Source organism: Paenibacillus pinihumi DSM 23905 = JCM 16419 (assembly GCF_000422505.1).
Taxonomy (GTDB): domain Bacteria; phylum Bacillota; class Bacilli; order Paenibacillales; family Paenibacillaceae; genus Paenibacillus_D; species Paenibacillus_D pinihumi.
The window spans coordinates 212,573-228,551 of record NZ_AULX01000006.1 but is presented as its reverse complement, the minus strand read 5'-3'; the positions used below and the strand labels follow the sequence as shown (position 1 = coordinate 228,551).

General features: G+C 37.8%; 9 protein-coding genes. 6 read left to right on the top strand and 3 right to left on the bottom strand.

Going from position 1 to position 15,979, the window contains the following annotated elements; translation table 11 throughout:
• Positions 1-544: 544 nt before the first annotated feature.
• Positions 545-1,033: a hypothetical protein gene (locus H583_RS0100875; protein ID WP_028558818.1), complete on the bottom strand. Its 489-nt coding sequence runs from the start codon at positions 1,031-1,033 to the stop codon at positions 545-547.
• A gap of 478 nt (positions 1,034-1,511) precedes the next feature.
• On the bottom strand, positions 1,512-2,981 hold the full coding sequence (locus H583_RS0100870) for a hypothetical protein (protein WP_245585812.1): 1,470 nt from the start codon (positions 2,979-2,981) through the stop codon (positions 1,512-1,514).
• Positions 2,982-3,248: 267 nt separating this feature from the next.
• Here H583_RS0100870 and H583_RS0100865 point away from each other — a divergent pair, with 267 nt between their 5' ends.
• From H583_RS0100865 to H583_RS0100850, 4 genes are all read left to right on the top strand, one after another.
• Positions 3,249-5,456, top strand: a complete 2,208-nt coding sequence (locus H583_RS0100865; RefSeq protein ID WP_028558816.1) for an MrcB family domain-containing protein — start codon at positions 3,249-3,251, stop codon at positions 5,454-5,456.
• On the top strand, positions 5,428-7,845 hold the full coding sequence (locus H583_RS0100860; RefSeq protein WP_028558815.1) for a restriction endonuclease-like protein: 2,418 nt from the start codon (positions 5,428-5,430) through the stop codon (positions 7,843-7,845). The genes H583_RS0100865 and H583_RS0100860 overlap by 29 nt, the downstream gene beginning before the upstream one ends.
• 358 nt (positions 7,846-8,203) lie before the next feature.
• Positions 8,204-12,937, top strand: a complete 4,734-nt coding sequence (locus tag H583_RS0100855; RefSeq protein ID WP_028558814.1) for a DUF4011 domain-containing protein — start codon at positions 8,204-8,206, stop codon at positions 12,935-12,937.
• A gap of 26 nt (positions 12,938-12,963) precedes the next feature.
• Positions 12,964-13,971 (top strand): AAA domain-containing protein, encoded by a 1,008-nt coding sequence (locus H583_RS0100850; RefSeq protein ID WP_081666920.1) that lies wholly within the window; start codon positions 12,964-12,966, stop codon positions 13,969-13,971.
• A gap of 145 nt (positions 13,972-14,116) precedes the next feature.
• On the opposite strand, the gene H583_RS0100845 is transcribed toward H583_RS0100850, so the two are convergent.
• Entirely contained in the window at positions 14,117-14,341 is a 225-nt protein-coding gene (locus H583_RS0100845; RefSeq protein WP_028558812.1) for a helix-turn-helix domain-containing protein, read from the bottom strand.
• Between the two features lie 169 nt (positions 14,342-14,510).
• Between H583_RS0100845 and H583_RS0100840 the strand changes: the two genes are divergently transcribed.
• Both H583_RS0100840 and H583_RS0100835 read left to right on the top strand, forming a co-directional pair.
• Positions 14,511-14,768, top strand: coding sequence for a hypothetical protein (locus H583_RS0100840; RefSeq protein ID WP_028558811.1), 258 nt, complete (start codon positions 14,511-14,513; stop codon positions 14,766-14,768).
• Positions 14,765-15,016: a hypothetical protein gene (locus tag H583_RS0100835; protein ID WP_028558810.1), complete on the top strand. Its 252-nt coding sequence runs from the start codon at positions 14,765-14,767 to the stop codon at positions 15,014-15,016. Before H583_RS0100840 ends, H583_RS0100835 begins: the two co-directional genes overlap by 4 nt.
• Positions 15,017-15,979 lie beyond the last annotated feature (963 nt).

The following is a 15,979-nucleotide window of genomic DNA, read 5'->3' as shown; positions in this document are numbered from 1 at the left end:
AGAAGTAGCCACATTCACCTGCTCGCGATGATAACTCGAATTAACATATTTTAAATATTTTCTTATACAAAACACTACATAATAACCTCGAAGCTCGGGCTGATATTAATATTCTTTTTGGCGTTTTTATAATGATTATGATATAGCGAACTATATCATAAATAGTAGAACAAAAAGCAAACTGACCGTTATAGTTGCAATTATTAAATATTAGAAGTAAGGTTTATCGTTTGGTATATTTAGGGCGACTAAACAAGTACATTGTTTTGTAACTCGAAAATATGTTGTCTCCGAATTTGAAGGTGGGCATAATAACTTTTTATGATAAAAAAATCTTATATTTTGACGAGTAATGATAATTGGTTGTTTGGATTCTCATTCTGTTTAGTAAAAAGTCATGATTACTCAACAAAATTACTCGAGTCGATTGCATCATCGTCATATGCTTATGAGAGAGAGTAAGTTCATCCACATTATTAATTTTAATGTAATGACCAAACTGTTTGAAGTATTCTAACTTAATTTTAAGTTGTAAAGAGTTGAGCTATGGCCGTTCCCTTTCTATCTCGTTTACAGCAGCAAGGTGTGCTTTTAAAATCTTATTTTTATCATTCTCAAAATAGATATGAAAAGTATAAACTACTAATAAAGCTCCAATTAAAATAGCTAATAAACCTATACCATATATATCTTTGACTGTTGTTTTTGTCATTGAACTTAAAATACTAATTAAGGAAACCATAATTGTGATTATTACTAAAAGTATTCCGACGAAAGACTGAACAAAATTATCTTTTGCAAATGAGCGCAGTTTTAATTTTGCAATTTTAAAGTCTTTATCAGGCAAACTTTTGTATTCATCATATATCACTATGATATCTATATTCCGGAATTTCTTTTTTCTTCTTGACCCCTTCATTACGTTGTAGTAAATATCATTAATAAAAGAATAATAGCTAATCCATTCTCTTACGGGGATAGCTATTATTAATATTATTATAATAGCTAGAAAAACCAATGTTAAAGTTTCCATTAAAAATTGCCTACCTTTCTATAATAGTAATCGAAAAAGCGTTCATATGCATGCGTATGGTTCCCTTTGGATTTCTGTTTTATTTTAACTCTCCTGATTGAGATTAAGTATTAATAATTAGCTGAGGAATAAGTTTATTATTACAATATCTTTTATAAAATGTTTCATGAAAAATATGAAAATTATTATATTATTAAATAAATTATAAGTATAATAACTCAATTTTATATATTCACTTAAAAAAGAGATATGTCTAGTTATCTACTAAAGTCAATTTATTAAGGGCGCGTCAAATTAATCTAAAAGATTACAACGAAGTGGAGCAGTTGAGCACCATAACAATAGCAATTACTAGATTAATGTGAAACCTCTTCGCTACGCTGAGTTACCCGATCTACTCCACACTCGCTTTATAAAGTATTGTATTTGATGTTGTTTAGATGTGAGAGAAAAGATGGTTACAAAAATTATTAGGCTATTAATTCATAATAACTTTCCGTAATCGATCTGCTAGAAACTCTTCAATAAAATTTTTGTTGTTCTCTTTAATCGAATTAAGTAGGGAGATAAGATCGTCGTCAGTAATTGGAATAATTGCTCCTCTGCCATCCTTGTATGTATCATTACATCTTTTGAGGAATAGCTCCATATTGTCTATCTTTCTACAAGTAATAATTCCAAACATACCTCTATTAGGGGAGAATCGACCAGAAAGCTGATCTAACTCAGGGTTTGCTACTTCAGAAGCATAATTTTTACATTCAATTACAACATATTGACTCGGTATCTTCTTGATATCGTGAAGCTGGTAAAAGAATCCTTTGGTGGCTGAGTTGTCAAAAGAAATGTCTATACGTTTTCTACCGTCGTGGATATCATCCTCAATTACAGGTCGAGTAAGATTGGGATAAAATAGGAACTCTATGATTCCAACAATATGTCGGTGATATCTTGTTGCTTGTTTTCCAGATCCAGTTTCTATATTCATAAGTCTATCTGTCAAATAGTCAACAAAATCGTTAACCTCTACTTCACCATCCAACTGTTCATTAGTTAATGGTTGCATTTGGTCTTTAGCTTTCTGTCTGAATTCACTAAATACAGTAGGATGCTTTTTTGTAAAATCACGAAGATATTCCTTGCGAAACGGTTCTTCCAATTTAATGAGTGTCTTTTTATAAGGTGGGAGTATTAAATCAGGTCCTTTCTTCCGTTTTTTAATTCTCACTAGTGAAGAGTTAAGACGAACATGTTCATGCTGAAGAAAGTTAAGGACAAAGTGTTGGCAGTATTTTTCTGGAGTGTAATAATAACTGAATGTTACAGCGCTTTTAGGGACGAGTAATATTACTCTCTCATTAATCACAAGCATATCTGTTAGATGAGAACCCCACCTCAATTCAGTATCGTTCCAGTAGTATCCTGAAGGTACTTCTTTTGTCAAACCAATTCCATGAAGCTTACACTGGGATTGGGTATACTTCATAAGATGTTTGCGTATAAGATTAGTTGTTAAATCGGATATTTTATCTTTTCCTACCCCATCTACAAATAGAACAAAATCTTCAAAATGTCCTATAAGCCCTGATTCTATAGCTCTACTATTCATTAAGCTATCAAATATTTTAGTTGCCTCGTCTGTTCCAACACCTCTGCCCCTTGGTCCATTAGATGATACTCCAAGGCAAGTCTCATTTGGCTCACTAAGATTCTCAAACAAAATTCTTGCTTCTTTTTTATAGCCTGAATCAAGCAACCCTATTACATGATGAAAAAAACTGTGAATCGTTCGATGAGCTGACATTGACCAAGGGTCTTTTCGGTACGATAAGAAATATGGATCAATAAATAACGGCAAGTCATTGTCGATGTCAATGTCAATGAAATCAAGCTCTCTTTGGCTCTTCTCAAGATTGAAAATTGCACTGATCTTAATGCTAACCCCCACCTTATCTTTGTAGCTTCATAATTCACAATATCTAATAACTTACAATATAATACAACAGATGACAATATATTTATCAAATTATTTGTGACTATTGTACCTTTACTAAGCACAATAATGATGCAGAAGAGGGAAGTTAATATATTAAATAGAATTCTTAATAAAATGCTGTTTTCGGGTCTAATAGAGAAATTTAAATATATAGACAATAATATTATATAATAAAGAATATACATCAGTTGATGTCACTAAATTTCCGGAGAAGATCCCATGACCCTTCCTACAAAATTATCAACCATATTTCGCATAAAACAAAAATCATACAAAATGGTTCTTATAATTTCTATCATTGATGAGTATAAAAGATTAGGCAACCGTCAATTGCCGCTAGATAATCTAGCTTCACGCTTTTTGCAATATTACAAACAAGCTGCTGTCGCGGGAAAAACAGTAGATATTCCTCCCAAGGCAATAGCGTCCCGATGGCTTGACTTTACAATTACGCAAACCAAATCTTTATTAAAAACACCGATAGCAGCACTATCATCCATCTTAGACAGCTCACCAAGCTCTATTACTTTTAAGCCAGAGATATGGGATATGCTAGATGATCAGACACTGAAAGAGCTTGAGAATTATGCTTGGTCTGAGTTAAATACATACAATCAGCAGCTAGCTGATAATACATCATCAACATTTTCTTTGCACGACGCACTAAACCAAATCCTTAACCAATACCCTCAAGCTAAAACTGAAAGCTTTGCCAATCATTCGCTCGGCACATTAGTCCGGCAGTCCATTCCTGAATATTTCCGGTCTTTGTCTTTCATAGATGAGAACTATAAAGTTCAGGGCTCCATCGGACAGGGAAATTGGGCGACCATTCCTTGGATCGCAATACTGGACAAGCGTAATACGACCACAACGCAAAACGGTCAGTATATCGTATATCTTTTTGCAGAGGACATGCAGTCCGTCTATTTGACGTTCAATCAAGGGGTAACAGCTCCCATAGAAGAACGAGGCAGGCGGGAAGGTCACCAATACCTTGAAGAAAAGGCCCAAGAAATAAGAGAACAGCTACCTCTAAAAGGTCTACAAAAAGATTCCGAAATCCGCCTCACTTCCAGCGGGCTTGGTCGGGACTATCAAGTATCCACCGTCGCTTACATTCGTTATGATCGGGACAATATCCCTGACGATGATCAATTACTTCAAGATCTGAAGAACGTGATGGATAACTATAAACTATATATGAATGATCTGGACGGACAAGATGTTGTCCAAGTAGCGGACGAGGTGGAGCCTATGAGTACGTTATCCATATCGGAGCAGATTGATAAAATTAAAGCCTATATCAATCATAAAGGCTTCTACTTCCCAGAGAATCTAATCGAAAACTTTTACTTATCCCTAAAAACAAAGCCTTTCGTCATTCTAGCCGGAGTATCCGGAACGGGGAAAACGAAGCTGGTCAAGCTCTTTGCAGAGGCTATAGGGGCAACTAGCGATAATCAGCAGTTCACCTTAATTCCTGTCAGGCCAGACTGGAGTGACCCATCTGATTTGTTAGGCTATAAGGATTTATCAGGAAAATTCCGTCCTGGGAAGTTGACGGAGGTTTTAATTGAGGCTTCAAAACCAAGCAATCGACATAAGCCGTACTTTATCTGTCTCGATGAGATGAACTTGGCCAGGGTTGAGCATTATTTTAGTGATTTACTCAGTGTGATCGAAACCCAGGAATGGAAGCAAGGACGGATTGTAACGGCTCCCCTGTTCCATCCAAATTCATTACACGATGATGACCGTGATGCATTAGGAAAGCTACATTTTCCAGATAACGTCTATCTAATCGGTACGGTGAATATGGACGAAACAACACATCCGTTCAGCAAAAAGGTATTGGATCGGGCAAACACAATTGAATTTAACTTTATTGATTTAGAGCAATATCCGCAGCAGAACGGGGATTTAGTCAACGCTGAAAGCTATTCGGCTTCGAATAGTTTCCTGCGAAGCGAGTATTTACAGCTAGTTGATATGTTTGAGCAAGAAACAGAGCTTTCAAAGCGAACAACAGAGCAACTGATTAAAGTAAATAAGATTCTCGAACAGATTCATTCCCATGTTGGTTTTAGGGTGCGGGATGCAGTCTGTTTCTATATGGCGTACAGTAAGCAATATGACCTTTTAAGCGAAGAAGATGCTTTTGATTTACAGCTGCTGCAAAAGATTCTGCCGCGCGTACAGGGAAGCAGTTATTCCGTAAAGCGAGTTCTTCTGCAACTTATGCAAGAGGCATTAGGGAGAAGGATAACAATAGATAATTATCTAGACGATGCTTCCGAGATTTATAATAAATGGGTTGCAAATCAAACTACAGACGAAGCAAAATATCCACGCAGTGCAAAGAAAATAGCATTCATGCTACGGAGGATAGAGGAAGATGGATTCACCTCCTATTGGCTCTCTTGATGAGAGTGTAGAGTTGCTACGCATCGAGACAAATCTGTTTACAATGTATATTCAAGGGAAGCCTTATCATCCGACTGTAGAGTCCATGTCCTTGCACCGCACGGAGGAACAGCAGCTTATCGAGGCGCAGTTACAGGTTGTCCCTCTTGCCAATCGGCTGAATATAACCGAAGTAAAGGTATTCAATCCAGTAAGTAATCGCCTGAAAAATTGGACAGATGATATTTCGAGCTACCCTATATTCTTTGAAACACAAGCGTACGTGCTGGTGATTGAAAAAAAGGAGGAAATTGACCTAACCTTTCATCATGAAAATATGAAACTCCGGCAAGCGATAAAGCCCTTAGGCCGAAATCTTCTTACCGGGCCACTGAATTTTCAAAATGAAGTGGGGCTTACGGAACTGGAGATCCGTGGTGAAGGTCGCACTTTGTTACAAGTGCAGCTTGAAATTTTTCCTTCAAAAATGGATTACAAAAAGGACTATCAAATGATACTCCAAGATGTGAACCAGCAGATTTATAATTTATCATTTGATTTTCTTCGTAAGACGTATCATTTAACCGGGCTCAGGGATACGCGGCAGCAGAGCATGACGGAGTATTTTACAATTCTTCAGCATGTATTTCATCAGCTAGTGCAAGCTGTCGAGCGAATTAAGCATGCTCCGAATACAAAGCAGCAGGCTGAACAACGAGTCGTCGAAGTGGATCGGGCTCGGAGAATGGGTAAGGATACGATATCGTTCCTTAACAAGCGCCAACACTTATTCAAAGCGGATTCGGAGCAAGGTTTTATTCCTATAAACGGACAGATGTATTATCCGACCCATGTCAGGGAAAGAAGGAATCAGGTCAACTATGATACGAATGAAAATCGATTTGTGCGTTGGGTCTTGCTCCGTATCATCCAAAAATTGAATGAGCTAAAGGGGCGCTTATTAGAGGGAACACGTGATTTGGACCCTGCATTAATTCAGAAGATAAGAGATATGCAAACTCAATTCCAACGTTTGTTGAGGCTAGACTTCCTTAACGTAAAAGAGATGTCGCATTTCTCGGTATCTTTAGTTTTACAAATGGCACCTGGTTATAGAGAGGTTTATCGTCTTTACTTGATGCTAATGAAGGGGCTAGCTATCCAGAGTGACCTGTTCCGACTGTCTATGAAGGATGTTGCGCAACTGTATGAATACTGGTGCTTCCTTAAAATTCACGATCTCTTAAGTCGGAAATATGAACTTGTGAAACAAGATATTATTAAAGTTAATCGGCAGGGCCTTTTCGTCAAATTAGATAGAACGCAGAAGGCGAAGATGCTATACAGAAACCCCCGTAACGGTGAGATGTTTACGTTATACTACAACACATTACCTAGTGGGGATAAAGCACAGACTGTAGGGCAAAAACCGGATAACGTGCTAACGCTTAAAAAGAATGATTCTGCTTTTGAATATAAATATATTTTCGATGCAAAATATCGCTTAAATCCTGCTGTCCAGGGATCATCGTACAAGCATAAATATAAAAATCCAGGGCCAGAAGAAGACGACATTAATACGATGCATCGATACCGGGACGCCATTGTGTATGACGAGAGCGGGGCTAAGGAATATGAGCGAAGTATGTTTGGGGCTTACGTGCTTTTTCCCTATCATAATGAGGAAGAGTATAAGGATCACAAGTTTTACAAAAGTATAGCCTCAATCAATGTGGGTGCATTACCGTTCTTGCCTAATTCCACAAGTTTGATGGAGTCATTTCTGGATGAGATTATTATGGATAGCCCAGAAAAAGCTTATGAGCGTTCAACACGCCCGCGCGGCACGAAGGAGTACTACCGTGATAAGTTTTCGGGTAAAAATGTACTCGTCGGTTCGCTTCGTGACGTATCTCAACTTGAGGATGCTTTGGAATATGGATTTTACCATGTCCCGTTAGAAAATATTTCAGATCATAAATTATTAACCCAATTAGAATATGTGGCACTTTATCAATCGAAGAAGAGATTTGCGCAGCAGGGCGATTTAGGGGTTAATTATTATGGGCGTATTTCGGACTGGAAGGTTGTACGACGTGCTGAGATTACAGAGCGTCCGGCTAGGCGGGGAACAGAAGAACAGCTATATGTAAAGTTCACGGTGGAAAACTGGGAGCGTCGACTGACATCAATTATTCCTGGTGGGCGAGGGATATATACATTGCTTTATACTTCAAAATATATCTTTGATCGGGCCTTGGAAATTTCGGAGCTGAAGTTAGAGACGGCTGAGGAATTGAAGGAATGGCGTGAGAAGCGTAGGCAGGGCAGGGTGGAGATTGAGTTGGATCATGAGCATGTTGATTTGGCAAGTCAGGTTCGGGGGATAAGAGTTCGGGGGTATGAGTAAGGTGGTTGGGTTCTCTAACGGCCCAGTACTCATGAATTTTAGCCAAAAGTAAGATTTCTCTATACCGCAAACAGTTATTTAGATGCACAGATTGAAATGTTATGTTTATTATTACAGTCTTTGAAAAGAATAATCTAAAGACATGCTAGAGTTTAGTCCCAATGGAAAGAAGACGCCAGGAGAATTTCTGGTGTCTTCTTTACTATTCATTTATAGGTTTAAAAACGACATACTCTTATCATGGTGTATGGTGGTATCAAACTTTGCCGGGACGTGGTACAATTTTCCTAAAAAGAGAACTGGATAAATAATACTAAGTCTATTTTCTTCAAATCCCAAGGTGCGAAGGTGAAAAAACATGGTAAATCAACTTGAAAATCCTCTTAGTAGTAGGATTGCTACTTGGAAAAAGAACCTAATTGATATGAGCAAAAGAAACTCACTTCTCAATTTTAAACCCAAAAGTACAAATAGTGTTAGGTTTCAAGAAAGTCCGTCGAGTTTGTTCAAACTGCTTGTAGACAACGAAGAACAATTAGATTGTGAAAAGATGTCTACTCCATTTACTGATCAAATTGCAAAAATTCAAGCATCCACAATACTGGAGGATTTGGATAAGAAAAAACAGATTGCAGAGATAACTCAGAGTTACAAAAAAATTCTTAACAAGTTGCGAACAGATGCAAAAAAACGGATGAGCGAACAAGGCATCAATACATCGTATCTTTCTTTTGGCCTATTAAAATGGAAAGAAACACAAATAGCTGCGACTTCTGAATTCTTTTTGGCTCCATTACTGCTTGTGCCTGTGACTATAAAGAGAATTAGTGCGAATGACCCATTTTCCTTGTCTCTGTTTGATGACGACATCGTGGTAAATCCTTTTCTTGCGCATATGTTACATGAATATCATGGAATTAGCATCCCAGAGTTGCCAGAGGACAAATCAGATCTTGATGTAGCTGAGCTTTGGGCAGAGGTGCGTAATTATATTGCTAATCTTGAAGATTGGAGCATAGAAGAAGACGTTTATTTGTCGTCATTCTCATTTAACAAGCTGGTTATGTACAAGGATATGGAAACCTACAAAGACTTAATTGAAAGTCACCCATTGATAAGGGAAATTGCGGGTGTGTTAGATGAGGAAAGTAAAACGCAAATATTCGATCATACACGTATTCCCGATGAGTCCTCAATGGATCGCGATGTTCCATCACAAGAGATTTTTAATATTCTAGATGCCGACTCAAGCCAACAACAGGCCATTTTGGCAGCCAAAAATGGGATGAGCTTTGTACTTCAGGGTCCACCAGGAACCGGTAAAAGCCAAACCATTTCAAATATCATTGCAGAGAACTTAGCCAACAATAAGAAAGTACTTTTTGTTAGTGAAAAGATGGCGGCACTCAATGTTGTTAAAACGCGGATTGAGAAAGAAGGGCTTGGGGATTTTTGTCTTGAAATGCACAGCCAAAAAGCAAATAAAAGACAGGTGCTGGATGAATTAAATCATGTCCTTAGTAAGCGTCCATCGAAAGAGAGAATTCCAAATGACGTGTATGGACAGATCAATGTCATTCGGGAAAAGCTAAATACATATGCTGAGAAGATACATGAAACAAGAGGGCCATACGGAAAAACGACTTTCGAAATTCACGGTATACTGTCCAAATTGGAAGAAGTCCCTGAATTGATGGTCGATTTTAAAATTGATCCAAATACAGAACTCGAATACATTTACAGGTTCCTGACCGATCTTGAGCGATATAGGAATACAGTTTACAATGCGGTTTTTCATCCATGGGAAGGGTTTAACCATGAAAACTTTTCCCTCGAGTTAAAATCACGTGTCAATAATTTCTTAAAAGAGCTGATAAAGCAACTGAATCATTCAATTACATCAGCTTCTTATATAAAAGAAACTGTTGGCATTCAAGTTGAAACATTGAGTAATCTCAAAAAAGCTATTGATATTTTGGATATGGCAATCCATTCACCAATGCCGCCAGTTGGTTGGTTTGATAAGAAGAACATTATGCAGATTGTTTCTGACGCGAAGGATTACCAAGAACGCTTCTCTACCTTCTTGGATGAAAAAAAGAAATTGTTTGAACAGTTAAGTGAGAGCGTGCTTGAGGATGAGCAGCTAGACCAAGTGGTTGAGTATTTGTTTGTGAAGAATGAAAAGCTTGTTTCAGTTTTTCCAGAGGAAATAAGAGCAGAGATCCTACTGAACCAGAGTGAAATTATACAAAGTATCGGCGATTTTGTTGCCGTTGTAAACATGATTCCAAGTTATACCGAAACAGCTTCCCAGCTAGGTATTTTTCAACTTGAAAATTTAGAAGAGTTGAAACGTTTGTTAATGTATATATCTTTGCTTAATAAATCAATCACTCCTTCAGAGCAATGGTTTGATGAAAAAAGTTTTGCTGAAATTGCGAAGTATGTTTTAGACATAAAGAGTGAGTACGATGATATCGAAGCAGTTCGTCAGAACTTGCTATCCAGATATATGCCGTCTTTTTTAGAGATTAACGCAGAAAAAGCATTGGTTGATTTTGAAGTCCACGAAAGTGATTTGGGTTTATTTAAGCGAAATCAAGATTCAAGCGATATTTTATTGTATGACCAGAAATCTAAATTAACGTCAGTTTTTAACGAACTCTTTCAAAAAATCAAACTTTTTAACATTTATAAAGTTCAATTTGAAGAGATATTCGGTATGCCAATTAATAATGTATCTTCTGTTGATAATCTTGGATTGGTTGTAGGTTTAATTGAAAAATCGCTGCGTCCGCAAGAGGGTTGGTTCAATCTAAAGACTAACCACGATATTCAGTCAGTTGTCCGAGAAGGAAAAGATATCTTCGGGAAGTATCTGGATGAATACAATAAGGCGTTTAAATTATTTGAAGAAGAGATTTACGATGAAAGAATTTATAACATATTCGAAAGATGTGAAAGCAAGTACCAATCTTACATGCGTATCTTTAATGGAACTTATAAAAAGGACTTGAAATGGCTCAGAGCTAACTTGAAGTCCAACGATAAGATCGATTTCGATACATTCCACAAGTATATCCGCAATATAAAACGGGTGATGGACTATAAAAAGTCAATTACCCAAAAAGAGAGTGACTTTAAGACATCGTTTGGCTGGCATTATCAAGAGTTTGATACCAATTGGGCTCAGATTGAGCAGGCACTGGCTGTCACAAGAGATATAGTTGAGTGGCATCAAGGCAAGAGCATTACTGTCTCGCTTAAAGACCTGCTAATTCAACCTGCGGGAAGAGTGGAGCAACTATTGGCTTCTTATAATCAGTTGAAGCAAATAAGTAACGACTTGCAGCAGACAGTTGTATTGCTCCAAACTGAATTCCCTAACTTGATAAATTTAATTTGCAGTAACGTCGCAACGGTGAATGTGGAGGAATTGAATACTAATTTACAAGTTGAGTGGCGGAAGGTTGAATCGTATTACTTGTTTGTTAACGAATTCACCAACCATCTTCTGAATCCGATGTATCTTAACATCTCTGGGCTCAAGGAAGACCTGAAAAGATTAATTGAGCTTAACCAAGAAATCAATAAGGTTGAAGATGACATTACAAATACTACCAAAGTCCTGGGTAATTCATTCAAGGGGAAGGACACGGATTGGGATAGGCTTCTTGAATTCATGGATGCCTTCGGTAACTTGTATAGATACAATATCGAAATAAATCAGGAGTTCAAAAATGCAATGCTCCAGGGCGGACTACATTTTCCATTGGATGAGGCGGAGCTGCGTAACTGCATAAGTAAAATTGAGAAGGATATGCTGTTATACATAGCAGTAATCCCAAAAGCATTTTCCGGATTGGAAGGGGTAGAGCATTTCTGGAAAATAAGTGCTTTTAGTAGTAGACTCTTGATGTTAAAGCAGAAAGTTACGGAGTGGCAAGATTGGTTTGCAAAGGTGTCTCCCTATTTCATTAGAAGCCTTTCAATTTATGAGGCAAAAGCGGCACTTGAAAAAGCAGTTCAAATCAAAGGGTTAAAGGAATGCTTGGATAGCGAACTTGAAAATCTTAAGTATGTATTTGGAGATCATTTTACTGGGTATACAACGAATTGGGAACAGATTTTTGATGCATTAGCTTGGACTGATGAATGGCACGAGTTGTTTGTTGGTGTTGATATGCCAGACCAGATAATTGATTTTGTCGGTGCAGAAGGAAAGAGGGATAAAAACGAATTAAAAGGGGTGCTCACCGAAGCAAAAAGGGCGTATGAGGAGACTCTTATCCTCGAAAAAGACTTTCATATTTATTTCACTATCTCCGTCATTTTTAAAGCTAATTTTTCAAGCATTGCTCTAAGTGAGCTCATTCATTTTGCTGAGATGAGGTTAAGCGCCATCGATCTTCTAGAAGATTGGATTAGATATCAGCGGCTTGAAAAACAGGCTACAGATAACGGACTAAACCAATTTATGCTAGCTATTAAACAGGAGGAAATTGGCGAGTATAAGTTTAAAGATCTATTTCAAAAGCGATTTTTTAAGCTCTGGCTGGATCAAATTTATAAACAAGAACCATTGCTTTATGACTTTGATGCAGACATGATGAATCAGGATGTTTCAGACTTTAGGGAATTAGATACATCCAGCAATAAGTTGAATGTTCATCGAATTAGGGAGAAACTGGATGAAAACCGAAGCCAGGCGATAAATTCTTTGGCATACCGTAGAGAACTTAACACGATTCAGGTGGAAATTGGTAAAAAGAAACGTCACTATCCTATTCGCAAATTATTAAACCTGACAGCTCAACTGTTTATGGAAATTAAGCCATGTCTTCTCATGAGCCCACTTTCTGTCAGTCAGTTTTTGGATGCATCCCAAATCCAATTTGATGTAGTCATTTTTGACGAAGCATCCCAGATATTCTCTGAAGATGCAATCGGAGCGATTATTCGTGGCAAACAGGTAATTATCGTTGGGGACACGAAGCAGCTTCCTCCAACAAACTTCTTCCAAAGCAGTATGATTGAGGAGGATTTTGACGAAGACGAGGAAGAAGAGATAACATATGAGAGTATCTAGATGAATGTGCCCATGTTCTTCCGTCGATTAAACTTAGATGGCATTATCGTAGTAAGCACGAATCGTTAATTACTTTCTCGAACCATGAGTTTTATAGTAATGACCTTATTACGTTCCCAAGTTCGGATAACGGCCCTTATCTGGGAACTGAGTTCATGTATGTGGAAGATGGAATATATGACCGCGGTAAAAGCAAGACAAACAAGAAAGAAGCAGAAAAAATTGCGCAGCTCGTATTTGAACACTTTAGAGATCACCCGGATCAATCACTGGGCGTTATTGCATTTAGTGAAGCACAGGCGTCTGCGATTGAATCGGAACTCACGATATTGAGAAACGCCAATTCACATTACGAACGATTCTTTCAGGAAGGCGCATACGAGGAGTTTTTTATCAAGAGTTTGGAGAATGTCCAAGGGGATGAGAGAGATGTCATCTTCTTAAGTGTTGGTTATGCGAAAGCGGCAGATCAGTCTCTACATTATAACTTTGGTCCACTGAGTAAAGCGCGTGGTGAACGGCGCTTGAATGTTGCAATAACTCGTGCAAAGTATCACATGAAGCTGATCAGTTCTCTAAAACCTTCTGACCTGCCCGATGTCAAAGTTAGCGGCAATGCGGGTCTTCGATTGCTCAGGGATTACATGCAGGCAGCGACCGATGGAAAATTACCAATCAGCATGACGAATCATTCAGAGCTTGAATTTGACTCGCCTTTCGAGGAAGATGTGTATTCCGTTCTAACTAATTTGGGATACAAAGTGAAAACACAAGTTGGCTGCTCAGGATATCGTATTGATTTGGCTGTTATTGATCCGTTAGACGGTAATAAGTTCATCCTTGGAATTGAATGTGATGGAAAAGCATATCATAGTTCAAAAGTGGCCCGTGACAGAGATCGGCTTCGGCAACAGGTGTTGGAAGGCCTCGGATGGAAGATTTATCGGATTTGGTCGCAAGAGTGGTTTAAAAAACGTAAGTTCGAGATCGCACGTCTTAAAGATCGCCTAGAAAGCCTAAGGCATCTAGTGTAGTTATAAATTTTGTTTACCTGTGGGACGCATTTGCGTCCATTTTTTTTGCTTTGTTTGGAAGATCACAAAGCCCCATTTTATTATAGTGACAGTTGGTTTGCATATATGAATTTACCGACAAAAATTCAATTTTCAAGGTTAAAGACTACTTTCTACCGACTTCATCTTCCTCAACAGAAACAAGTAATTCATCCACGGTAATCCCCAACGCATCACAAATATTCTCTAAAGTACGAATGTAAACTCTGTCCACAGAATCGGAGCAAAGATGATTAATCGTGCTAGGTCTTAAACCCATTTGGCGTGCCAGCTTTCTTTGGGACATGCCGCGCTCTTCCAAAATCTCTTTTAACCGAATTTTGATTTTCATAAATTCTCCCCCAGTATTAACCTTTAAGGGTTCTATAGTCATTCAATAAATATAACATGAAGCAGTTAAAAAATCATTGATTGTCACGCTTAAAAGGTATATAATTTAGAAAATGAACCTCTTAAGAGGTTCGATAATTCATTTTTTTGTTTAGTGGGGAGGAAATACATTGAATACCAATCTAGGTGATGCAATAGCTTCCTGGCAAGTATTTAAACTGAAGAGATTATTACCGCACGGGTCTTTATCGCAAATAGCGTACCAAGGTAATTACGTTGGTTTAACCACACAAAAAAACAAGCGATTTAAGAAAATGCAGTTTAAGCAGCGTTTTAGCCGCGGCTTGCCGTATGAAGAGATGTATTTTATCGCAATGTCAAAATCAGTATGCTCCACCATGCCTCTTTTCAGGACGGTAGTGGGATGAAGCAAATGAAGGAGTACAATCATTACGTTGAAGAAGAAGATCGTTGTTATCAGCAGTTAAAAACGCTGGAATCCTGCCAATCTGCGCTGTTTGATCACATTTACAAGTACGGTGGACAATTTGATGAAATGACCGCTGAAGAAGTACTATTGAATATACATCGACTGGAAGACTCAATACGCTTGGATCTATTGCATGTGAGACTGGGGAAGGCATTTCAGGCATATCACACGGATAAAGCAACTTAAATACAAAACTGGAATTAGTTTATAAGCCTGAATTGATACAGAAGATATTATTTGTCAAATACAGAAACGAAGATCGCTTTGTACTGGTAAACTCTCAATTAGGGTCAGTTAAGTTAGATAGGATTGAAGTCCGTCTTTATATGATAAGTAATATGAAACCTAAACATAGAAGCCTGAAATTAAAGGGGCCACTTTAAGCTTATATCGTTAACTATAAAGCGATGTAGGAAGTTATTGTATTAGGCGAGGAGTGAAAAAGACATAATAATATCTACTTAAAGCTCGGGTAATGTAAACCTGAGCTTTTTATCTGGCTAAAGGGAATACATAGTTAAAGTAGTGGAGTCCTAACAAAAGTTAAAATTTATACTCTATAACATTTAACTTAGACAAACCCATTAATTCCCTCCAAAAACCATGAAAACGCCACCAAAAATACTATTGTCAAACTTCACCCGAGCGATTATAATGAACACAAGCGATGAAAGCGCTACTAAAACTTTTGTCGGCTTCAAATCTGGAATCGGTTCCAGATCAATCCGAAATCATCGCTCAATGAGTGAAATTGAACATTCCCTATCCGACATTCTGGTATCGATTCCATATATGATTAAACATCAATATGATCAACGATACCAGAAAATTTGAATCCATTATGGAATCGATACCAGAGTGCTTCAAATCACTGTTGCTTAACGACTCTTTTCAAATCTTCTTTTCAAGTCTAACTTTTATCGTCACCATCAGCTTCATCTTCTCAATCCGTAATCTAATTTTCTTGTCTAGTTTCTTAATCTAATTTTCTTATTCTCAATCTAGCTTTCCCAGTCTGGTTATCTTAACTCAGACAGGCCCTTAAGAGGAGCCTGCGACCTAACTTCTCACCCATTGTTAACTCCAGCGAAAGGACGGTGATGTCAACGCCACAGCTTCAGTTCACTTATCACAACAAGCAAGTAAGGC

Bases quoted from the DNA above. Each gene is read 5' to 3' on its own strand.
- H583_RS0100855 (WP_028558814.1), top strand. From the start codon at position 8,204: ATGGTAAATCAACTTGAAAATCCTCTTAGTAGTAGGATTGCTACTTGG.
- H583_RS0100875 (WP_028558818.1), bottom strand. From the start codon at position 1,033: ATGGAAACTTTAACATTGGTTTTTCTAGCTATTATAATAATATTAATA.
- H583_RS0100835 (WP_028558810.1), top strand. From the start codon at position 14,765: ATGAAGCAAATGAAGGAGTACAATCATTACGTTGAAGAAGAAGATCGT.
- H583_RS0100865 (WP_028558816.1), top strand. From the start codon at position 3,249: ATGACCCTTCCTACAAAATTATCAACCATATTTCGCATAAAACAAAAA.
- H583_RS0100845 (WP_028558812.1), bottom strand. From the start codon at position 14,341: ATGAAAATCAAAATTCGGTTAAAAGAGATTTTGGAAGAGCGCGGCATG.
- H583_RS0100860 (WP_028558815.1), top strand. From the start codon at position 5,428: ATGGATTCACCTCCTATTGGCTCTCTTGATGAGAGTGTAGAGTTGCTA.